We start from the raw sequence: 21,484 nt of genomic DNA, 5'->3' as shown, positions 1-21,484 counted from the left end.
GGCCGCCGCGCGCCGCCGGGGCGGTCGTGGTAAGGGCCCGCATGCGCACGCATGTCGCCCGGTCGTTGCGGGGGCTCGCCGCCCTCGCTGTCGTCGCGTTTGCCGCAGGCCTGAGCTGCGCGGAGCTCGGTCACCTGGAGGGCGTGGGCGAGGCCGTCTGCCCCGAGCTGCGCGGGCCGGGCGACGTCCTCGGCGCCCAGTTCTCCGCGGACGCGCGGGCGAACGCGAAGGTGAGGACGTTCGTGCAGGCGGCGAAGGACATGGCCGACGTGTCCGCGGCGATCGAGGCGCAGGTGGCCGACGCCTGCCGCCGGATGGGCGCGGACCTCGGGATCCACCCCGCGCAGATGGCGCCGCGCGACGAGGCGGGGGGCCAGGCGAGCGGCGCCTGCGGCCCTGTCGCGGCGGCGATCGACACGATCCTGCGCCAGGGCGCCGGCGTGCAGGTCGCGGTGACGCCGCCGGCGTGCCAGGCGAACGCCCAGGCCGGGGCGCGCTGCAGCGGCGCGTGCGACGTGCAGCTCGATCCGGGGCAGATCGTGGCGCAGTGCGAGCCCGCGCGGCTGTCGGGCTACTGCCAGGGCCGCTGCGCGGGGCGGTGCGAGGGGCGCTGCGCCGGGCAGTGCCGCGGGCAGTGCTCGGCCCACGACGCGCAGGGGCGCTGCGTGGGGTACTGCAACGGCGAGTGCGACGGCGGCTGCGACGCGACCTGCCACGCGCGCTGCGAGGGCACCTGGCAGGCGCCGCAGTGCGCGGGGATGGTGCGGCCCCCGAGCGCCGACGCCGAGTGCGAGGCGAGCTGCCGCGCGCACGCGGACGTCTACGCGGCCTGCACGCCGGCGCTCGTGCAGGTGCGCCCGTCGCAGGGCGCCGAGATGGCCGCGCGGCTCGCGGCGACGCTGCAGGCCAACCTGCCGGCGCTGCTGCACGCCGAGGTGGCGCTCGGCCGGAGGCTCCTCGGCGACGCCCAGACGGTGGTCCAGGTCGGCGCCGCGCTGCCACGGGTCGTGGGCGACGCGGGCGCGCGCGCGCTCGCGTGCGTCGCCGGGGCGGCCGAGGCGTCGACGAGCGCGTCGGTGCGGATCCAGGTGAGCGTCCGCGCCAGCGCGAGCGTCACGGGGCGCGTCGGGGCGACCGGTGGGTAACGGCAGGGGCACGGTGCTCGATCTGGCCGTGGCCGAGCCCGGCGACGAGCTCGACGACGAGGAGCGCGCCGAGCTGCACGCGGCCCTGGCGGCGGGGCTCGCCGAGCTGCGAACGGGGGGAGGCATCGACGCGGAGGAGCTCCTGTCCGAGCTGCGGGCCCGCGGGTGAAGATCCGGTTCCGGCGCCGCCGCGCCTGCCGTCCTTTGCATCGACGGCGTGGACGGCGCCGCGCCGGTCGGACTACCCTCCCGCTCCCGCCGGGAGGATCCCATGACCGATCTCGACGACCGCTGTCTCGATACGTTCCCCGAGTGGCTGCGCAGCCTCGCCGCCGACGCCGCCGACCTGGCGGGCCTGCTCGCCTCGCCGGACATCCCGGAGCCCGCGCGCCGGTCGCTCGCGGCCGGCCTCAACTACCTCTTCAAGTCGCTCGACCTCATCCCGGACGGCATCGAGGACCTCGGCTTCCTCGACGACGCCTTCGTGCTGCGCGTCGCCGCGTCGTTCGCGGCGGGGGAGAGCCCGGAGCTGCGCGACCAGGCGCCGACCGTCGCGCGGCTCGCCCGCGACGCGGAGCTCATCGCGGAGCTGCTCGGCGCCGATCACGCCCGGCTCAAGAACTACGTTCGCTCGCTGGAGAAGGGCGCCGCGCGCGGCCGCACCGTCGACGACATCCTGGGCGACGAGCAGGTCCGCACCTCGTTCATGCACGAGATCACCGGCTGGGCGTCGAGCTACACCGCCCCGACCTTCAGCCGCGACGCGAAGAACCTGATCAAGCTGAAATCCTTCCTCTCGGCCAAGCTCCCGGCCTGAACCTCCCCGTCCGATCGCGCGACGGCGCCCCGCCGCACGACGCGGCGCGATCGCCGGCCGCGGTGTACACCAAGCGCAACCCCCCCGGAGGACCGCGTCCGATGTCAGCCGCCCCCCGCCTCTCCGCGCTGCTCGCCGCGCTGCTCGCCGCGGCCTGCGACGCCGAGCGCCCGGCCACGCCGGCGCAGCGCCCCGCCCCCGCCGCCTCGACGCCCGCCCCGGCCTCCGCCGGCGCCGATCCCGCGCCGCCGCCCGACGCCGATCGCTCCTATGCCCGCCCCGCCGCCGAGCGCGTGGTGGCCATCGGCGACGTCCACGGCGACCTCGCGGCCACGCGCGCGGCCCTCCGGATCGCGGGCGCGATCGACGGCTCGGATCGCTGGATCGGCGGGAAGCTCGTGCTCGTCCAGACGGGCGACGAGATCGACCGCGGCGACGGCGAGCAGGCGATCGTGGACCTCTTCGACCGCCTCGCCGAGGAGGCGCGCGCGGCCGGCGGCGCGGTCTACGCCCTGAACGGCAACCACGAGATCATGAACGTCCAGCTCGATTTCCGCTACGTCACCGAGGGCGGCTTCAAGGACTTCGAGGACGCGCCCGGGCTCGACACCGCGGCCCCCCGGCTCGCGCCGGTGCCGCCGCCCGCGCGGGCCCGCGCCGCCGCGTTCGCGCCCGGCGGCCCCTACGCGAAGAAGCTCGCGGCGCGCGACGTGATCATCACGGTCGGCGACACGGTCTTCGCGCACGGCGGTGTGCTCCCGTCGCACACGCGCTACGGCGTGGGGAGGATCAACCGAGAGGTGCGCGCGTGGATGGAGGGCAAGGCCTCGCCGCCGGCCGTCGTCGTCGCCGAGGACAGCCCGGTGTGGGCGCGCCTCTATTCGAGCGATCCGCCCCCCACCCCGGGATCGAGCCCCTGCGCGGCGCTCGACAAGACGCTCGCCGCGATGTCCGCGAAGCGCATGGTCGTGGGCCACACCGTCCAGCGGAACGGCATCACCTCGGCCTGCGGGGACAAGGTCTGGCGGATCGACGTCGGCATGGCCTCGCACTACGGCGGGAAGCCAGCAGCGCTGGAGATTGCCGGTGACACGGTGCGCATCTTGACGGGCGACACCAGCGACGCGACCGGCGACAAGGGCGAGAAGAAAAGTAGCGCTGGCAGCGAGAAAAAGTGAGCCGCGGACGCAATGAATCGACACCGGACACGTGACGCGTGACACGCGTCGGCCAGCGGAACGCATACACGAACGAGCGCGCGCCGCCCCGGCGCGCCTCGGGTCCATTGACGGGCGCCGAGCGGACCGGATAACGTCGTTGGCAAACTGGGGCGTTTCAAGCCGCAGGGGAAGGGAATCAGATGCCTGAGCTACCGCTCGCGCTGATCCACGAGGCGAATCGGGGCGTACGGGACCCCGCCCTGGAGCGCGGTGAGCGACTCCTCCCCCTCCTGGCTCCTTGGGTCTCACCTTCTCCGCTGCCCCGATGCCGGCAGCTCGGGCGCGGCGCAGCGCGGCCCGACACGGAGAGCCGCTGATGGACGACGATGAGCTGTTGCGCGCCCTGACGCGCATCGCGCAGCAGGATCCGGGGAAGGATCCGCGCAGGCGCAAGCTCGCCGACGACGCGCTCCCGGGGGGCGAGCAGGGCGCCGAGGGCGGCGCCGCGGCGCGCGCGGGCGAGGAAGGGGCGGAGCGCGAGGCCCGGGTGCCCCTCGACGACGAGACGCGCGCCCGGCTCGCCGACCAGCTCGTCGCACAGCTCCGGGAGCCGCGCGGCGACGCGCCCGCGCCGCTGTCGAGCCCGATCGTCGACCGGAAATCGGGGATCCGCATCCGGGGCCCCCACGAGTGGGACAGCGAGGCGGAGGAGCCGGACGACGCCGTCGAGCCGCCGCAGCTCGGCGCCGACGCCGACTCGCTCAGCGGCACGAGCTCGCCGCTCAACTCGGACGCGCCGGTGTGCCGCTCGATCGGCGGCGAATCGGAGCCGCCCGGCGCGTCGGATCCGCCCGGCGCGCTGGAGCCGCCGCGCGGCGCATGTTCGAGCGCGGCGCCGGGACCGGCCGCCGCGTGCGCGCTGGACGGAGCGGATGCCGTCGTCCTGGCGCCGCGCGCCGTCGTGCTGGCGCCGCGCGAGCGCCCGCTGTGCCCCGAGCTGCGCGTCGAGCGGCGGACCGCGCGGCGGTCGCGGTCGCGGTCGGTCGCGGGCGCGGTCGGCTGGGCCGCGGCGGCGGCGCTCGTATCGCTGCTCGCGCTGCGGCCGGCGCCGTTCGCGCCGGGCGCAGCGCCGCTCCCCCAGTACGCGATCGCGACGACGCTCGGCGACGTCCCGCTGCAGGGCGATCGCGAGCCGGGCGCCTCGGCCGACGTCGCCCACGTCGCCCACGTCGGCCGAGGCGCCCGGCTCACGATCGCCCTGGCGCCCGGCGGCCGCGTGCACGCGCCGGTCGACGTGAAGGCGTTCCTTGTGCAGGGCGGGAGCGCGCGCCCGTGGCCCGTGGCGATCGATCTGGACGAGCGCGGCGGCGCGATCGTCTCGGGGACGCGCGAGGCGCTCTTCAAGGACGTCGCGGCGGGCGCGTGGGAGGTCGTCTTCGTGATCGGCCAGCCGGGCTCGCTGCCGGAGGACGCGGACGACGAAGGAGCGCTGCCCGACGAGCGCGCCGTCCACCTGGCGGGAGGCCGGCTCCTCCGGCAGCGATTGTTCCTTGACTGACCGCCACTTGGACTAAGAGGAAAGCTGTTCTTCCTGCGGCGAGCGAGGCGCGCGCCGGGCGTCCCACCGGCGCTCGCCCGAGGGCGCGCGGCGCCGGCCGGAGCGGGGGGCAGAGGGCAGCACGCATGAACCGACGGATGTTCAAGAGCAAGATCCACCGCGCGACCGTGACCCACGCGGATCTGCACTACGAGGGCAGCGTCACCATCGACGCCGACCTCCTGGAGGCCGCCGACATCCTGCCCTACGAGGCGGTCGACATCTGGAACGTGACGCGCGGCTCCCGGCTGACGACCTACGCGCTCGAGGGGGCGCGCGGCTCCGGCGTGGTCTGCATCAACGGCGCCGCGGCGCACCTGAACCAGCCCGGCGACCTCGTGATCATCGCGACGTTCGCGGACATGGACGACGTCGAGGCGCGGCGGCACGCGCCGCGCGTGCTCCGCGTCGACGGGCAGAACCGGCCGCTCGCCGAGCAGCCGCCCGAGACGCCGGGGCCGCTCGCGCCGGGGAGGCCGCTCGAGGGCTCGCCCCGCGCCGGCGCCGCGCCCGAGGCGCCCGCGCCGGCGCCGCGCGCGTCGAACTGATCGCGCGCCTCACCCGGAGCGCGGCAGCGCCCGCGCCACCGGCGCGCGGGCCAGCCGGAGGAAGCGCGCCGTGAGCACCGCCGCGACGGCCATGAGCCCCGCGGTCAGCCCGAACCAGAGGCCGCGGACGCCGAGGTCGAGCCCGAAGGCGAGCCCGATCGAGAGCGGCAGGCCGAAGGCCCAGTGGGCGCCGAGGTTGGCCCAGAACGGGAACCGCACGTCGCCCGCGCCGCGCAGCGCGCCGGCGGCGACCGCCTGGATGCCGTCGAAGATCTGGAAGAGCGCGGCGATGCGGAGCAGCGGGACGCCGATGGCGAGGACCTCCGCGTCGGGGGTGAACGCGCCGATCAGGGTGCGGGGGAACGCGGCGTACGTCGAGGCGCTCACGCACATGATGCCGGCGCCGAGCAGGACGCCCAGCAGGCCGGGGCGCAGCGGCGACCGGCCCGCGCCGACGGCGTGCCCGACGCGGACGGCGGTGGCGCCTCCGACGCCGATCGCGCCCATGAACGCGAAGGCCGCGAGCCCGATCGCGACCTGGTGCGCCGAGACGACGGTGGCGCCGAGCCGCCCCGCGAGCAGCGCCGTCATGCCAAACACGCCGACCTCGGCGAGGAGCTGCAGCCCGATCGGGACGCCGAGCCGGTAGACCGCCGCGACCGGCACCGCGCCCGCGTCGTCCTGGGAGGCGCCGCGCCGGCGCCGCGCGGACCAGAGCACGATCGACGAGAGCACCGCGCTGGCCAGGCTCGCGGCGAGCCCCGCGCCGAGCGCGCCGAGCTGCGGCAGGCCGAGCGGCGGGAGGCCGACCCAGCGCAGGACCTCGTCGCCGCGGACCATGAGGTTGCAGGCGACGAGGTTGACGGCGTTCGCCACGATCACGGCGATGAGCGCGGGCCGCGTGGCGCCGTGCGCCTGGAGGAAGCTCTTGCTGGCGAGGAAGACGGGCCAGAGGAAGATCCACAGCGCGTGGCCGAGGATGTACCGGCGCACGCCGGGGACCAGCGCGGGGTCGACCCCGATGGGCGCGAGCGCGAAGGTCGCCGCGAGCGCCGCAGCGAACGCGACGACGCTGACGAGCACGCTGGCGCGCAGGGTCGCGCGCAGCGCCGCCCACGCCTGCCCGGGTCGCCCGGCGCCGATCGCCTGCGACGCGAGCGGATCGACCGCGGCGGAGATGCCGATCCCGAGCGCGTTGCAGGTGTGGACGATCGTCCTGCCCATGGCGCAGGCGGCGAGCTCGTTGACCGAGACGCGCCCCACGATCGCGACGTCGACGAGCGACATCGCGACGAGCCCCGCCTGCGCGACCGCGATCGGCAGCGCGAGGCGCGCGAGGGCCCGCAGCTCGGACCGCGCGCTGTCGGCGGCGAGAGGGGCGGGAGCAAGGTTCAACGGTTCACCGGCTGGAGAAGGGGCGCCACCATAGCGCGCCGGGGTGGGAGCGCTCGCCGGAGGTGGGGCAAAGACCTAAAAGGTCAACGATTACGATGATTTATCAACAAGCAAACGAGCTGACTCGAGAAGAGAAGGAGAAGAAAACGCAAAGGCGCAAAGGCGCAAAGGCGCAAGGGAGAGAGATAGGGCCTCTCTCAGCTCCGGGCCTCGTCTTGGACAGACAGCACATCTAGGTGCTTCGGGACGACGCCCTGCGCCCGGCAGCGCTCGATCATTCCTCTCTCTCTTTTTTGCGTCTTTGCGCCTTTGCGCCTTTGCGTTTTTTCTTCTTCTCGCCGCGCGTCGCTCCGCCCTCTTCGCGCCGGCGCCCCAACCCTCACCAGGCGAGGTGAACCCTCCCGTCCAGATACACCCTCTGCGCCTCGCCGAGGCCCGTCGACTCGCCCTCCACGACGCGCAGGATGCCCGTCGCGGGCCCCAGCATGACGTCGCGCCCCGCCTCGAAGCGCTGCGCCCGGACCAGGGCGCGGTAGGCCTTGTCGAGCAGGAGCGCCCGCTCGCGCGACGGCGCCACGAGGTACGCCAGGTCGCGATCGCCGCCGGGCGCGCCGCGGCGCACCTCGGCCTCGTCGAGCGCGCCGCCGGGGAAGAAGCGCGCGAGCATCTCCGCATTCCCGCGGTAGTCGTCAGCCCCGCCGGCGCGGCGAAGGTACGTCAGCACCTCCGGCTCCGCGTGGCCGGCCTGCGGCACGTCGGGCATGCCGCGCAGATCCTGGTGCCGCCAGCCGGCCGCGCCGGGCACCTTGCGCGCCAGCGAGAAGGTGTGGTCCACCGTGACGCCGACCGCGCTGTGACACCCCATGCACGCGCGGTGCTCCTCCGCTGTCTGCAGCCGCAACCGGCCCCGCTCGTCCTCGATGAACCCCTGGATCTGCCAGCCGAACGCGTTGCGCAGGCCGACCTCGGGCGCGCCCGCGTAGCGCGGCGGGAACCCCTCCTCCTTCTCCTCGGCCTCGCGCTCGTACGCGCGCGCGATCGCCCAGTCGTCCGGCTCGTCGACCTTGCGCGCGTAGCGCAGCTCCTTCATCCGCGCCGCGAGCAGCGACGGCCGGTCGGGGTCGAGGTAGCGCACCGAGTGCAGGAGCTCCGTCCCCCGCGGGTAGATCCACGCGCGCACCGGGACCGCGGCCGCGCCGCCCGCGTAGCGCGCCGGCAGGCGCCGGATCCGCGTCACCGCGGCCTCGATCGCGCCGTCGCCGTCGAGATCGACCCCGGCGACGACCTCGCTCACCGGCTCGACCTCCCGCCCTTCCGGGGCGCCCGCGGGCCCCACCTCGCTGGCCCCGGGCAGCGGCGACGGCGACGCGATCGCCGCCTCGATCAGCGCGAGGTTCAGCTTGTAGACATCGCGCGACGGGGCGCCGGACGCGTCCTCGCGGAACGCGGCCGGCAGCCGGATGAACACGTCGCCCGAGCTGCCGTTCGTGGGCCAGAAGCTCCCCGGGAACGGCTTGTACCGCACCGCCCGGAATCCGCTCCCGTCGGCCGCGAAGCCCTCGTCGTCGAGGCCGGCCGCGAGGTCGAGATCCGGCACGTAACCCGGGTAATCACGGCGCTCCGACGGCGCCCGCAGCGCCTCGCGCAGCGGCGCGTAGTTGTCCTCCCGGATGTACTCGAGGATCTCGGCGTCGCTCGTCCGCGCGGCGGCCGCCGCGAGGTCCTCGAGCAGGTGGGTCCAGGGGTTCGTCCGCGCCGCGTCGGAGAAGCTGTACGCGCGCTGGAGGTCGTGATCCGCGAGCGTGTTCGGGCCGAACCCGGTCGTGTGACACGTCCAGCAGCCGTTCGCGCCGCCCGCCGTGCTCGCGTAACACATCGGCGGGATCGACGCCTCGAGGTTGCCCGGGCGCCCGGCGCGCGCGGCCGCGGTCGCGAGCGGGTCGTACGCGTCCCCGCCGCAGCTCGATCCCGCGGCGAGGACGGCCGACGCCGCGGCCAGGACCAGCGACGCGGACAGCAGGCCCTCGCGGCGCTCACGGAGGGGGCGCGCGGGGCGCATCGGACGCTTGCGTCGCACGGGGCTCACTCGGGCAGGAAGCTGACCGCGATCACGCTCGACAGCGCGTCATTGCCCCCGGGCCAGGCGCTGTAGGCGTCCTCGCCGGGGTGCTGCACGGACATGAAGATCGTGCCCATGTCCGGGGTGAACTGCGGGCCGGTCGCCTCCGCGTCGCTCGGCATCGCCACGACGCGGAACGCCTTCCCGAAGCTCGGCGCGACGACGCCCGGCGCGCCCTCCCGGTGCGCGGGGTCGAGATCGAGGTAGTAGAACGCGTCCGCGTGCGGGTTCGTCCCGAAGTTGCCGTCCGTCCCGAACCACACGCCGCCCTCGCGATCGAGGAGCAGGTTGTCCGGGCAGGCCGCGTCGAAGTCGCCCTGCCCCTTCGACCCGTGCCACACCTCGAAGAACCGGAACGTCGCCGACGCGCCGGGCGCCGCGGGATCCTCCTCCTCCATCGCGAAGATCGAGCCCACCTCGTCCGCGCGCTTCGGGGATGCCGTCGCGTGGACCTCCGGCGCGAAGAGGACGCCGCGCTGGTCGAGCGCCGTCGGCCGCGTGTGGTTCGTGAACGTGACGTAGATCCGCGGCGCGCCGCTCGGATCGCGCGGGTTCCACTCGATGTCCTCGGGCCGGTTCAGCTCCATGATCCCGACCTTGTTGCTCGCCGTGAACAGCGCGCGCCGGACGTCATCGTCCGTCGCGAAGCCGCCGATCCCGTTCCAGCTCACGTCGCGCAGCGCCTCGCCGACCGTGGTCGCCGCCGCCCCGAGCGCGGCCGCGTTCGGCGCGACCGCCGCGCTGCTCACGGAGAGCTCGATCCAGCGGCCGACGCCGGGGGCCGCCTCGGTCGGGGCCGCGCCGGTCGCGAGCAGGGTGTCGCCGGTCGCGTTGTCGAGGCCCTCGAAGTGCGCCGCGTAGAGCTTGCCGGCCTCGAGCAGCGCGCGGATCTCGGCCCGCGCCATCCCGGCCGTGTACTTGCCGGCGGTCACGTACTTGTAGATGCGACCGCCGCGGCGGTCGTCGGAGCCGTAGATGACGATCGGCTGGTCCGGCAGGAGCTTCCAGTCGCCGTCGACAGCGAACGTCGCGGCCTCCCAGCGGGCGCGGCCCATGAAGCCGAACTTCATGTGGCCCACGCCGGGCTCCGTCGCGCCCTCGAACTCGCCCGCGGGCTGCCCGGGGTCGATCTCGGCGAGGTACCCGTAGTGGTCGCGGAGCTGCCGGCCGTTCTGGTCGGCGATGCGCCCGAACTCCGCCGTCGCGCTCGCCTCGACGACCGGGCTCACGTTGGCGCCCGGGTCGAAGCCCCTGCCGGTGAGGAACTTCTGGTCGCCCGACCAGCTCGCCTCGAGGTCGCCGAAGTAGTCCTGCACGTTCTCCTCGGCCGAGATCACCGTGCCCCACGGCGTCAGCCCGCCGGCGCAGTCGCCCATGATGCCGGCGACGACCCCGCCGGGGAGCGCCTCGCCGGTCGCGTCGTCCTTGCCCGGGCCGAGCAGGGCCTGCCCCGCGACCCGGGTCCGCGTGGCGCTCGTGGCGTCGTAGCGGACCGCGGCCGCGCTCCGATCGACGGACCACGCGCCGGTCGACGGGTCCTGCACGGCGCGGAGCCACGAGCCGCCGACCTGCTTCTTCTCCCACCGGATGTACGTGTCGACGTCCTCCTGCGACCAGACGCTCGACGCGACGTCGTTCGTGAGGACCCCGAGCTCCCGCAGGTGCCGGGCGAGCAGGAGGTGCTGCCCGGTCGGCGCGGAGCTGACCGTGGGGCTCTTTCCCGAGACGTACTCGTGGTTCACCCAGAGCCAGCCCGCGGTGCCCGAGCCGTTCCACTGCGGTGCGTTGCCCGCCGTGGCGTCCCACCCCTGGCCGAAGAAGGCGATGTAATCGTTGTTGGCGCCGAATCGGGGCGCGTCCGGCGCGGTGCTGAACGTCAGCGGATCGAGCCAGCTCACCAGCACGTCGGAGCGCACGCCGGCGAGCGCCCGGATGGTGTCGGTCGCGGCCGCGTGGAGCGGGAACTGCTCGCCCGCGGGCAATGCGCCGGCGGCGAACAGCTCCACGCGCTCCTTCACGTAGTCCGCGAGGCTCGCGGCGCTGGTCCGCGGCGGCGCGTCCTCGCCGGGATCGCCCTTCGGACCGGGCTGCCCGTCCTGGCCCGGCGCGCCGTCGGCGCCGTCCTGGCCCGGCGCGCCGTCCTTGCCGGGCGCCCCGTCCTTGCCGGGCGCCCCGTCCTTACCGGGCGCCCCGTCCTTACCGGGCGCCCCGTCCTTACCCGGCGCCCCGTCCTCGCCCTGGACGCCGTCCGCGCCGTCCTGGCCTCGGACGCCGTCCTGGCCAGGCGCGCCCTGCGCCCCCTCCTCGCCACAGCCGCTCCCGAGGGCGGCGAGGCCGCCCGCGAGCACCAGAAGGAACGCCGACCTGAGGGACTGCTTCTTCATCATCTCATCGTCTCCGCCGGGTAATGGCCGCAGACGATGCCCGGCGATGATGTCGCCCGGGTGCGACGAGCGCGACGACTTCTTGTCAGACGTCGCGCGCGCCACGAGCGCGCGAGGCGCGCACGCGCGCCCGGCCGGACGACGAGCTCACGGAGCGAGAGGGGGAGAACGCACCGGCGCCGGGCGCCGCGCTACTCGTCGTCGTCGTCGGGCACGACGACGTCCTGATCGAAGCGCGCGCGCGCCTCGAGCAGCTCCTTGTCGGAGATCCAGGTGCGCTCGCAGCCCTGGAGCGGCGCGACCTGGTAGACGTCCTTGCGCTGCTCACCGTGTCCGTCGTCGAGGACCCGGACTACCTCGTGATGGAGGCCGCAGGAGGGGCAGAGCGCTCGCATGAGGGGTCACTATAGTGCGAGCGCGCTGGGTGCAAGGCCCTCCCCCGCGCGCCGCCGAGGGACCGGACGGCGGCGGGGGGACGTCAACGCGTGAGGGGGGAGAGGCGGGACGAGGCGGGAAGGGACGGCCGGATCAGGCCGTGACGCGAGCGCCCGCCGCGGCGGGGGTCTCCTTCTCGCCCGACTTGATGCGCATCGAGTAGAAGGAGCGGTACACGAACACCATCGAGAGCACGAAGAAGATGGCCGCGAGCACGAGGCTCGTCGTGCGGTCGATCTCGATCGCCAGCTCGACCGCGAGGAGGCCGAACAGGGTCGTGAACTTGATGATGGGGTTCATCGCGACGGACGACGTGTCCTTGAAGGGGTCGCCCACGGTGTCGCCGACGACCGTCGCCGCGTGGAGCGGCGTGCCCTTCTCCTTCAGCTCCACCTCGACGAGCTTCTTCGCGTTGTCCCAGGCGCCGCCGGCGTTCGCCATGAAGATCGCCTGGTAGAGCCCGAAGAGCGCGATGCTGATGAGGTAGCCGATGAAAAAGAACGGCTCGAGGCAGGCGAAGGCGAGCGTCGAGAAGAAGACGCCGAGGAAGATGTTGAACATCCCCCGCTGCGCGTACTGCGTGCAGATCTCGACGACCTTCTTGCTGTCCGTGATCGAGGCCTTCTCCACGCCTTCGAGGCGGATGTTCGCCTTGATGAACTCGACCGCGCGGTAAGCGCCCGTGGAGACCGCCTGGGTCGACGCGCCGGTGAACCAGTAGATGACCGCGCCGCCCGTCACGAGGCCGAGCAGGAACGGCGGGTGGAGCAGCGAGAGCCGGTCCACGTTCGCCGTCAGGCCCCTCGTGAGCACGACGATGATCGAGAAGATGAGCGTCGTCGCGCCGACGACCGCCGTCCCGATGAGCACCGGCTTCGCCGTCGCCTTGAACGTGTTGCCCGCGCCGTCGTTCTCCTCGAGGTAGTGCTTGGCCTTGTCGAAGTTCGGCGTGAAGCCGAAGTCCTTCTTCAGCTCGGCCTCGACGTTGGGGACGCTCTCGATGAGCGAGAGCTCGTAGACCGACTGCGCGTTGTCGGTCACCGGGCCGTACGAGTCGACCGCGATGGTCACCGGGCCCATGCCGAGGAAGCCGAACGCCACGAGGCCGAAGGCGAAGACGCTCTCCGCCATCATCAGCTGATCGAGGCCCTGGGCCGCGATGAGGTACGAGGTGCCCATCAGCACGACGAGGACGATGCCCATCCAGTACGCGCTGAAGTTGCCGGCCGTCAGGCCCGACAGCACGTTCAGCGAGGCGCCGCCCTCGCGCGACGCGGTCACGACCTCGCGGACGTGGCGCGACTCGGTCGAGGTGAAGATCTTGATCATCTCCGGGATGATCGCGCCCGCCAGGGTGCCGCAGGTGATGATCGAGGAGAGCTTCCACCAGAGCGACGGGTCGCCCCCGAGGTTCGGGATCATGAACGCCGAGACGGCGTAGGTGAGCGCGACCGACACGATCGAGGTCAGCCAGACGAGGCGCGTCAGGGGAGCCTCGAAGTTCATCTTGTCGGCGTTCCCGTAGGACGCCTTCGCGATCGTCTCGTTGAGCAGGTACGAGCCGATGCTCGCGAGGACCATCACGATGCGCATCACGAAGATCCAGACGAGGAGCTGGACCTGGGTGGCCTGGTCGGGGACGGCGAGGAGGATGAACGAGATGAGCGCGACGCCGGTCACGCCGTAGGTCTCGAAGCCGTCGGCGCTCGGGCCGACCGAGTCGCCGGCGTTGTCGCCGGTGCAGTCGGCGATGACGCCCGGGTTGCGCGCGTCGTCTTCCTTGATGTTGAAGACGATCTTCATGAGATCGGAGCCGATGTCGGCGATCTTCGTGAAGATGCCGCCCGCGATGCGGAGCGCGGAGGCGCCGAGCGACTCGCCGATGGCGAAGCCGATGAAGGACGGGCCGGCGTAGTCGGCCGGGATGAAGAGCAGGATCATCAGCATGAGCATGAGCTCGGTGCTGATGAGGACCGCGCCGATGCTCATGCCCGCCTTGAGCGGGATGGCGTAGGTCGGGAACGGCTTGCCCTTGAGGCTCGCGAACGCGGCGCGCGAGTTCGCGAACGTGTTGATGCGCATGCCGAACCAGGCGACGCCGCAGCTGCCGGCGATGCCGACCAGGCTGCTCAGCAGGATGACCACGACCTTCGTGGCCTCCATGTGCCGCAGCACGCCGAAGTAGAGGACCATGACCGCGCCGATCAGGACCTCGAGCACCAGGATGAACTTGAACTGCGTGACGAGGTACGTCTTGCAGGTCTCGTAGATGAGCTCCGAGATCTCCCGCATCGCGCGGTGGACCGGGAGCTTGTTGAGCTGCGAGAAGATGACGATCCCGAACACGAACCCGAGGGCGCAGACGCCGATGCCGCCCAGGAGGAGCGTGCGGCCGTCGATGCCGCCGAACGACTGGGAGCTTAGGTCGGGGAGGACCAGATCAGATTCACTGGCGCTGGCGAGCCCGCCGCTGAGCAGCAGGGCGAGCGCAGCGAGCCCGGCCAGCAGCGGTGCAAGCCAGGCCTTTTGAGACCGGATGACGTTCATGGACGGTGTGCCTCCATCGCAAATGCCGAGGCAGAGGGAGGCGCCATCGCCGCCCGCTGCTTCGTGGTTCCGAGGGGTTGGCCGCCTGCGTAAAGGGGAAGGAGAACCGGCGTGCCGCCGGATGGATTCTTGCTCTAACGCCGACGCTTCAGCACAGCCTCGCCCCTCGGCGGCCGGTGGTGTGTCGGAGTGCTCGGATCTACCGAGCGCCCCCCCCACCTCGACCAGGACCGCCGAGGCGCGCGCTTGGTACCATGCGTGGCAGACGCCGTCGAGAGGGTGCGACGCGCGCGCACGACGAGAGTTCCTGTCGTCGCCGCGGCGTCAGGAGATCACTTAGGGAGATTACGTAGGATCGTGTCGTGGCGTGAGGCAGCGGAGAGGAGCGCGCATTACCGCGCTCCTTCACGAATTGTCGTGTTCCGTTGCGCTGGTCGCGTTCAGTTGCGCTCGGTCGCGTTCTGCCGCCGGTCCGAGCCCGACAGCCGCTGATCGGAGCCCGAGTCGGCGTTGGGGCTCGCGTGCGAGGTGAGGAGCTCCGCCACGAGATCCCGACACTCCGGTTTGTTCCGGAGGTGGCTCAAGAGCAGGTTCGACGCCTCGCTGAACGACTTCTCGTACGCGAGCCCCTCGCGCGTGCGCGCGGCGACGCGCTCGCGCCCCTGCGCGAGGTCCTCCTCGAGGGCCTCGGCGTAGCGGGCGAGCTGGGCGCGGAGCTCGTCGATCTGGCGGCGGAGGTCGCGCGCGTTCGCCTCGCGCGCGTTCTTCTTGTGCTCGTAGCGCCCGAGCTGCTCGCGCTTCGCCTGCGCGGTGGCGCCGGCCGCGCCCGCGCGCTCGTAGACGAGCGGGTCGTGGTTGCCCTGACGGGCGGCCGCGTCGGCGAGCTGGCGCGCGGAGAGCGCGAGCTTCTCGGCGGCGGCGAGCTCCACGCGGACCTTCTCGACGTCCTCGCCGTCGGCCATCGCCTCGCGCATCACGCGCGACTCCTCGTGCGCGAGCTCCTCGACCTTGCGGCCGATCTCGGCGCGCAGCGCGCGGCCGCGGCGCTCGAGCGCCTCGAGCTTGCGGGTGAGGCTCGCGACCTCGCCCTCGAGCTTGTTGGCGCGCGCGGCGAGATCCCAGGCCTGCGCGAGGCCGTTCTGGACCTCCTGCGGCACCTGCCCGGACGGGTAGGCGCGGGAGACCATGCGCGAGAAGAGGGCCGCGCGGCTCGCCCACTCGATGACGCCCGCGCTCTGCGGCGGCGGCGGCGGCGGCGGCACCGGCACGCCGTCGCCCCCCTCGACCTCCCACGCGTGGGCTGGCAGCCCGCGCTGGAGCGCCTTCAGCTCCTCCTGGAGGTGGTGGGCGTCGCGGTAGCGCTTGCGGATGTCCTTCTCGAGCAGGCGCAGCACGATCGCCTCGCCCTGCGCGTGCGCGTCCGGGCGGATCGAGCGGGGGCGCGGCGGCGCGTGGGTGCGCTGCATCTCGAGGAGCGTGTCGCGGTCGTTCGCGCGGAAGGGGAGCTGCCCGGTGAGCATCTCGAAGAAGAGCACGCCGAGCGCGTAGAGGTCGGACTGCGCGGTCGCCTCCTCGCCGCGGGCCTGCTCGGGCGACATGTACTCGGGCGTCCCGAAGACCGCGCCCTTCGGGGCGAGGCGCGGGTCGCGCGCGATGGCGGCGAGGCCGAAGTCGAGGATCTTGACGAAGTCCTTCCGGCCGCCGCGGTGGGTGAGCAGGATGTTGTCGCTCTTCAGATCGCGGTGCACGACGCCGAGGTCGTGGGCGCGCGCGAGCGCGGCGCACATCTGCTCGAGGATGTCCACCGATCGCGCGATCGGCATCGGGCCTCGCGCGAGCTCCGCCGACAGCGGCGTGCCGACGAGGTACTCCATGACGAGGTAGAGCTCGCCCTCCTCGGTCTCGCCGATGTCGTGGATATCGATGATGTGGGCGTGATCAACGCGGTTTGCGGCGCGCGCCTCGCGCAGCATCCACGCGCGGAGATGGGTCTCTCCGCGGAGATCGGGCCGGATGAGCTTCAGGGCGACGACCCGGTCGATCAGCACGTGACGGGCGCGGTAAACGACGCCCATGCCGCCTTCGCCAAGCCGTGCCTCGAGCCGGTACCGGCCGGCCACGACCTTCCCGATCAACGGATCGGTGCTCGAAGCCTTGGGACCTGCCGGTCGCTGAATCGCGCGCTCCATGGTGCCTTCGTTTCTCCTCAGCGCTCCCCGAAGTGCGTTTCGCCTGTCTAAGGGGCCTTATTGCGCTGTGCGGTGAGTCGGATCGCTCGCTGAAGGTATCCGGTTTGAAACAGCCGGTCTACGGGCCCGCGGCCCGGGTGGAGATGAATCTCGCGCGCGCTCCGCGTGGGGGCGGGGTGGGAGATCGGCGCCGCTTGCGCGCGCCTTCAAGCGTCCGCGGAGGGCCGCGCGGCCGGGGGCGCGTCCGCTTGCGGGCGGGCGCTGACCGGGCGAGGATCGAGGGGCAAGCGACAGACGAAGCGCGCCCCGGCCAGCGCGCCGCGGCGCGGATCTCCGCCGCGGCCGCCCTCCGCCGGCGCGGGCGCGAGGGTGAGGGTGCCTCCGTGCCGACGGACGATGTCGGTCGAGATCGAGAGCCCGAGGCCCGTCCCCTGCCCTCGCGGCTTCGTGGTGAAGAACGGATCGAAGATGCGCTGCGCGAGGTCGGGCGGCACGCCGGGGCCGCTGTCGACGATGGCGACCGCCGCCATGTCCTCGTCGATCCAGGTCTCGACGCAGATCGCCGGCGCGCCGGGCGCGCGCGGGGCCGCCCCGCCCGCGCCGGCTCCCCCGCCGGTCGAGGCGGCGCTCGCCAGGTCGGCGGGGGTGGACGGCGCGGCGTCCGGTCGGGCGGCGCCCGGCGATGAGGGCGCGGCGGCGCTCGCGTCCTCCAGCGCCTGGATGGCGTTCACGAGGAGGTTCATGAACACCTGGTTGATCTCGCCGCTCCGGCAGGTGACGGGCGGCAGCTCGCCGTAACGCCGGATCACCTCGATGCGCGCCTGGCGGAGCCGCGGGCCGAGCAGCAGCAGCGTCTCCTCGAGCCCGGCGTGCAGGTCGACGGGCAGCGCCTCGCCCGAGATGCGCGAGAAGCTCTTCAGGTTCGTGACGATGCGGACGCTGCGCTCGACCGCCCGGTGGACGAGGGTCGAGATGCCGACGAGGTCGTCGAGCGCCGCCTCGGCCTGGAGCCGCTCGCGGAGCGCCGCGAGCGCGCGGCGGCGGTCGTCCGGGAGCTCGGGCTCGGCCGCCCGGTAGGCGTCGAGCACGGCGCGCAGCTCGGCGGCGCGCTCCTCGATCGGCTGGGCGGCGCCGGCGATGGCGTTCAGGGGGTTGTAGATCTCGTGCGCGACGCCGGCGACGAGCTCGCCGATCGAGGCGAGCCGCTCGCCCTGGATGAGCGCGGCCTGCGCCCGGCGGAGCTCGGTGAGCGCGCGCGTGAGCTCGGCGGTGCGCGCGGCGACGTTCTCCTCGAGGCCGGCGCGCTCGCGCTCGAGCTCGGCGATGGTGCGGGACAGCGCCTGGCGCATGCGCTCGACGCTCTCGCCGAGGCCGACGACCTCCCGCGGCCCGGACAGCTCCGGCACGACCGCGTCGAGCTCGCCGCGGGCGACCTCGTCGGCGGCGCGGGCGAGCTGCGCCATGGGCCGGGAGAGCTCGCGCGCCGCCCGCGCGACGACGCCGAGGGCGGCGAGCACGAGGAGGGAGAACGAGGCGAAGAGCGCGGTGACGGCGTTGAAGTCCTCGTTGAAGGAGGAGCCGGTCGCGAGCGCGCGGTAGAGGCCGATCGACGAGAAGAGCGAGAGGAGCCCCGTGAACAGGAGCGGCAGCCCGAAGTCGCGGAGCATGCGCCGCCGCAGGGGCATGGGCGCCGCGCCGCGCCGCGCGCCGTCGCCCTCCTGCGCGCCCGTCCACGCGCGCAAGAGGTCGACGGCCCGCGCGACCGAGTCCTTGTGCCACGCGCGCTGGTAGAACGAGACGCCGAAGCCGAAGAGCGCGCCGAAGCCGAGCTGCATGAGCCCGTCGGCGAGGGTGAAGGCGGCGCCGGGGCGCACGTAGGCGATGCCGATCGCGGTGCACGCGAGCCACAGCGCGAAGTTGAGGTACGCGAGCACGTCGGGGAGCCGCTCGGCGCGGGCGAGGCCGCGGGCGAGCAGCGCGCGGTCGCCGGACGGGCCGGCCTCGAGGGCGGCGACGATCGCGCGCGTGGCGGGGCGCACGGCGAGGGTGAAGCCGAGGGTGCCGGAGAGCGCGAGGAGCGGGACGACCTCGAACCACGCCTGGAACACGACCTGGCTCTGGGTGCGGAGGAACGCGACGGCGAAGAGCAGCATCACGTGCCCGCCGACGATGCCGGCGGCCGTGGCCGACTCCGCGAGCCGCGGGCGGAGCGCCGCGGCGAGGGCGCGCGCGGAGGCGGCCTCGGAGGCGCCGCTGTCGGCCGCGTCGGCGCGGAGCACGGCGCGGTAGATGGCGCGGCGCATGCCGCCGGCCATGACGCCGAAGGCGACCGCGGTGACGATAAGGCCGAGCCACGCGGGCGGGGTCGCCTGGCCGATCCCGAGCGGGCTGGGCCACGAGGAGGGGGGCGCGGCGGGGGCGCCCCGGCCGGCGAGCGGCAGGACGGCGAGCGGCCAGGAGAGGGTCCGGATCGCCGCCGCGATGGCGAAGCCGCGGTCGCCGCGCCGGACGAGCGCGCCCGAGAGGGCGGCCGAGAGGGCCATCGAGGCGAGCAGGAGGATGGCCGGCCACGGCGTCGTGAGGGCCGCGGGGACGACGGCCGAGAGGAACAGGAGCGCGGAGAACAGCTCCCAGCCGTTCGCGACGAGCTCCGCGCGGGCGCGGGGCGTGCGGAGCAGGGAGAGCGGGGGCGAGGACACGGGCGGGCGGCATGGAAGCCCAGGGCCCGCGCCTTCGCAACGGGCGCCGCGCCGCTCACCGCCAGTACAGCGTCGCCCGCCCGATCGCCGTGAACGGCCACCCCGGCGAGTAGTGGATCCCGGTGACCGCGGCCGGCTCGTGCGGCAGGCGCGACTCGCTCGCGAACTGGACCTCGCGCCACGTCGCGTCGAGGAGGTTCTGGACGTCCACGGCCACCTCGACGTCCCTCCACCGCAGCCCCGCGTTGGCGTCGATCACCGTGAACCCCTCGGCCGTCAGCGACTCGTCCTCGGTCGCGGGCCGCGCGCCGATCGACTTGACCCGGAGCGCGGCGAACGGCGTGAACGCGCCGAACGTCGGGCGGACGCCGACACCGGCGGTCAGCGTCCGCGTCGGCGCGAGGGCCACCGCGCTCCCGTTGCCCGCGTTCGCGCGGAACCGCGCGCGCGTGAAGGTCGCGTCGACGTCGGCGAAGAGCCAGCTCCCGAGCCGGTAGCGCGCGCCGATCTCGAGGCCGTAGCGCCGCGTCTGCGCCGACGGCTCGGTGACACCGGCGTCCCCGCTCCAGACCAGCTCGGAGTCGAGATCGAGGAGGAACCCCGCCGCGCTCAGCGTCAGGCCGCGCAGCGGCGTGGCCCTCGCGCCGAGCTCGTAGCCCGTCGCGGGGGTGATGAGCGTCGCCCCGCCCTCGCCCAGCACCACGCCCTGGGCGTCGTTCGAGTGGAAGCCCCGCCCGTAGTGCGCGAACAGATCGAGGCCGTCGACCGGGGAGACGATCGCCGTGAGCTTCGGGAAGAGCTGCATCTGCCCCCGGAAGCCGCTCGACCGGCTCCCGGTCGCGCCGAGATCCTCGCGCCGGTCGTCCACGTTGACGTCGATCCACTGCCCCCGCAGCCCCGCCACGAAGCGGAGCCAGCGCCGGATCCGGGCGTCCTCCTCGACGTAGACGCCGATCTGGCCCTCGTCGATGTGGGCCCTGCCCCGCTCCTCGATCCGCTCGCGCGCCTCGTCGTGGTGGAGCGACTTGTCGATCGCGTCGGCGCGGATGTGCGCGCCGAGCGACGTCGTGAGCTTCGCCCCGCGGTACTCGAGGCTCCGGCGCAGCCGGAGATCGGCGCCGCCGACGACGCGGTCGTCGTTCTGCTCGATCTGGTCGCCGTGGACGGGGTCCTCGGTGAAGAACGTGAAGTTCGAGTACAGCGTGAAGCGGTAGCGGACGAGGTACGCCATCGCGCTCAGGTCGGCGTCCCGCCACGCCGTCGTGTACGCGAGGGAGGCCATGTGCCGCTCGGTCGCGCCGCCCTCGGTCGGGTCGACGGAGCCGAAGTGATCGATGCACGGCGGGTCGGACGCGGGCGGCGTCGGGCCCGGGTGGCCCTGCTCGCCCTCGCCGCACACGGCCCGCGCGGGGACCTGACCGGAGCCGTACCAGGTCGACCCGTAGGACATCCAGGTCATCTGGATCTTCCCGGTCGGGCTGAGATCGTGCGTCGCCCTCAGGTACACGTTGAAGCGCTCGAGCCGCTCGGGGCTGAGGAACGGACCGTCGTTCCGGTAGACCTCCGCCGCCGCCACGGCGCGCCATGTGTCGCCGAGATCCGGCGAGGCGATCACGAGGCCGCGCCGGATCCCGTACTGCCCCACGCTGACCTGCGCGTGGCTCTCGTCGAGCTTCTCGGCGAAGCGGAGGTTGACGGCGCCCGCGGTGCCGAAATCGCCGATGCTCGCTGTATAAGGCCCCTTGGTGCCGTCGAGCCCCGTCACGAGCTCCGGGATCACGAAGTAGAGGTCGGTGAACCCGTGCCCGTGGCCGTGGCTGACCATGTTGACGGGGACGCCGTCGACGAAGAAGGCGACGTCCGTCCCGTGGTCCGCGTCGAACCCGCGAAGGAAGTACTGGTTCGCCTTGCCGCCGCCGGCGTGCTGCACGGCGAAGAGCCCCGGGACCGCCTCGACGATGTCGCCCGCACGGAGCCTCGGCCTGAGCTCGAGCTCGCGGTGCCCGACCGAGACGCGCGAGGCGGCCTCGCTCCCCGGCTTCTCCGCGTGGACGGTGACCTCGATCGCCCCGCCGCCGTCCGCGGGCGCCCCCGCGCCGCCGTCGGAGGACGCGCCCGCGGCCGCCTCGGCGCCCGCGGCCGCCTCGACGACCGCGGTCGCCTCGGGGACCTCGCCCTCGGCGCGCGCGAGCGGCGCGGCGGCGAGCGAGGTGGATAGCGCGGCGAGCAGGTGTCGTGAAAAGCAGCGTCCGTTCCGCTTCGTGATCGTCGTGCGCGGCATGCGCGTCCTCCTTCGGTGGCGTCGCGCAGGGCGGCTCCGGGCCGCTCGCGCCGAGCACCGCGAGGAGAAGAGAGGCCTGTCCGTCGCACACCGCGCCGGGCCGACCTCTCGCCCCCGCGGGCGAACGGGAGGTCGCGCGGGGGGCGGGTCGGACTCCGGGGCGCGCGC

Annotated in this window: 14 protein-coding genes; 6 read left to right on the top strand and 8 right to left on the bottom strand. The window is 73.7% G+C overall.

Features of this window, described 5'->3' with window-relative positions:
* Positions 1–41: 41 nt before the first annotated feature.
* The 6 genes from WME96_RS05340 to panD all read left to right on the top strand — a co-directional run bounded on the left by WME96_RS05340 (position 42) and on the right by panD (position 5,267).
* Positions 42–1,145: a hypothetical protein gene (locus tag WME96_RS05340; RefSeq protein ID WP_437289086.1), complete on the top strand. Its 1,104-nt coding sequence runs from the start codon at positions 42–44 to the stop codon at positions 1,143–1,145.
* Positions 1,138–1,314 (top strand): hypothetical protein, encoded by a 177-nt coding sequence (locus WME96_RS05335; protein WP_437289085.1) that lies wholly within the window; start codon positions 1,138–1,140, stop codon positions 1,312–1,314. Before WME96_RS05340 ends, WME96_RS05335 begins: the two co-directional genes overlap by 8 nt.
* Before the next feature lie 102 nt (positions 1,315–1,416).
* Positions 1,417–1,962: a DUF1232 domain-containing protein gene (locus WME96_RS05330; RefSeq protein ID WP_437289084.1), complete on the top strand. Its 546-nt coding sequence runs from the start codon at positions 1,417–1,419 to the stop codon at positions 1,960–1,962.
* Between the two features lie 101 nt (positions 1,963–2,063).
* On the top strand, positions 2,064–3,140 hold the full coding sequence (locus tag WME96_RS05325; protein ID WP_437289083.1) for a metallophosphoesterase: 1,077 nt from the start codon (positions 2,064–2,066) through the stop codon (positions 3,138–3,140).
* Between the two features lie 358 nt (positions 3,141–3,498).
* Positions 3,499–4,680: a hypothetical protein gene (locus WME96_RS05320; protein WP_437289082.1), complete on the top strand. Its 1,182-nt coding sequence runs from the start codon at positions 3,499–3,501 to the stop codon at positions 4,678–4,680.
* Positions 4,681–4,805: 125 nt separating this feature from the next.
* Entirely contained in the window at positions 4,806–5,267 is a 462-nt protein-coding gene (gene panD / locus WME96_RS05315; RefSeq protein WP_437289081.1) for an aspartate 1-decarboxylase, read from the top strand.
* Positions 5,268–5,276: 9 nt separating this feature from the next.
* On the opposite strand, the gene WME96_RS05310 is transcribed toward panD, so the two are convergent.
* The 8 genes from WME96_RS05310 to WME96_RS05275 all read right to left on the bottom strand — a co-directional run bounded on the left by WME96_RS05310 (position 5,277) and on the right by WME96_RS05275 (position 21,316).
* On the bottom strand, positions 5,277–6,662 hold the full coding sequence (locus WME96_RS05310) for an MATE family efflux transporter (RefSeq protein WP_437289080.1): 1,386 nt from the start codon (positions 6,660–6,662) through the stop codon (positions 5,277–5,279).
* Between the two features lie 379 nt (positions 6,663–7,041).
* Positions 7,042–8,739: a hypothetical protein gene (locus WME96_RS05305; protein ID WP_437289079.1), complete on the bottom strand. Its 1,698-nt coding sequence runs from the start codon at positions 8,737–8,739 to the stop codon at positions 7,042–7,044.
* A gap of 5 nt (positions 8,740–8,744) precedes the next feature.
* Positions 8,745–11,165 carry an alkaline phosphatase PhoX gene (locus WME96_RS05300; protein WP_437289078.1) on the bottom strand — a complete coding sequence of 807 codons (2,421 nt, stop codon included), beginning with the start codon at positions 11,163–11,165 and terminating at the stop codon, positions 8,745–8,747.
* Between the two features lie 191 nt (positions 11,166–11,356).
* On the bottom strand, positions 11,357–11,560 hold the full coding sequence (locus tag WME96_RS05295; protein WP_061626777.1) for a hypothetical protein: 204 nt from the start codon (positions 11,558–11,560) through the stop codon (positions 11,357–11,359).
* Between the two features lie 133 nt (positions 11,561–11,693).
* On the bottom strand, positions 11,694–14,147 hold the full coding sequence (locus tag WME96_RS05290) for a sodium-translocating pyrophosphatase (protein ID WP_437289077.1): 2,454 nt from the start codon (positions 14,145–14,147) through the stop codon (positions 11,694–11,696).
* Between the two features lie 440 nt (positions 14,148–14,587).
* Entirely contained in the window at positions 14,588–16,336 is a 1,749-nt protein-coding gene (locus WME96_RS05285) for a serine/threonine-protein kinase (protein WP_061616903.1), read from the bottom strand.
* A gap of 206 nt (positions 16,337–16,542) precedes the next feature.
* Positions 16,543–19,035, bottom strand: a complete 2,493-nt coding sequence (locus WME96_RS05280) for an ATP-binding protein (RefSeq protein ID WP_437289076.1) — start codon at positions 19,033–19,035, stop codon at positions 16,543–16,545.
* Between the two features lie 55 nt (positions 19,036–19,090).
* The gene (locus tag WME96_RS05275) at positions 19,091–21,316 is read right to left on the bottom strand and encodes a TonB-dependent receptor (protein WP_437289075.1); all 2,226 of its coding nucleotides are present in this window, start codon (positions 21,314–21,316) and stop codon (positions 19,091–19,093) included.
* Positions 21,317–21,484: the final 168 nt, after the last annotated feature.

The organism is Sorangium sp. So ce406 (assembly GCF_051474675.1).
GTDB classification, from domain to species: Bacteria; Myxococcota_A; Polyangia; order Polyangiales; family Polyangiaceae; genus Sorangium; species Sorangium cellulosum_G.
The sequence above is the reverse complement of the archived record's forward strand: the minus strand, read 5'-3'. Positions and strand labels throughout refer to the sequence as shown.

Bases quoted from the DNA above. Each gene is read 5' to 3' on its own strand.
- WME96_RS05300 (WP_437289078.1), bottom strand. From the start codon at position 11,165: ATGAAGAAGCAGTCCCTCAGGTCGGCGTTCCTTCTGGTGCTCGCGGGC.
- WME96_RS05275 (WP_437289075.1), bottom strand. From the start codon at position 21,316: ATGCCGCGCACGACGATCACGAAGCGGAACGGACGCTGCTTTTCACGA.
- WME96_RS05320 (WP_437289082.1), top strand. From the start codon at position 3,499: ATGGACGACGATGAGCTGTTGCGCGCCCTGACGCGCATCGCGCAGCAG.
- WME96_RS05340 (WP_437289086.1), top strand. From the start codon at position 42: ATGCGCACGCATGTCGCCCGGTCGTTGCGGGGGCTCGCCGCCCTCGCT.
- WME96_RS05295 (WP_061626777.1), bottom strand. From the start codon at position 11,560: ATGCGAGCGCTCTGCCCCTCCTGCGGCCTCCATCACGAGGTAGTCCGG.
- WME96_RS05330 (WP_437289084.1), top strand. From the start codon at position 1,417: ATGACCGATCTCGACGACCGCTGTCTCGATACGTTCCCCGAGTGGCTG.
- WME96_RS05325 (WP_437289083.1), top strand. From the start codon at position 2,064: ATGTCAGCCGCCCCCCGCCTCTCCGCGCTGCTCGCCGCGCTGCTCGCC.
- panD (WP_437289081.1), top strand. From the start codon at position 4,806: ATGAACCGACGGATGTTCAAGAGCAAGATCCACCGCGCGACCGTGACC.
- WME96_RS05290 (WP_437289077.1), bottom strand. From the start codon at position 14,147: ATGAACGTCATCCGGTCTCAAAAGGCCTGGCTTGCACCGCTGCTGGCC.
- WME96_RS05285 (WP_061616903.1), bottom strand. From the start codon at position 16,336: ATGGAGCGCGCGATTCAGCGACCGGCAGGTCCCAAGGCTTCGAGCACC.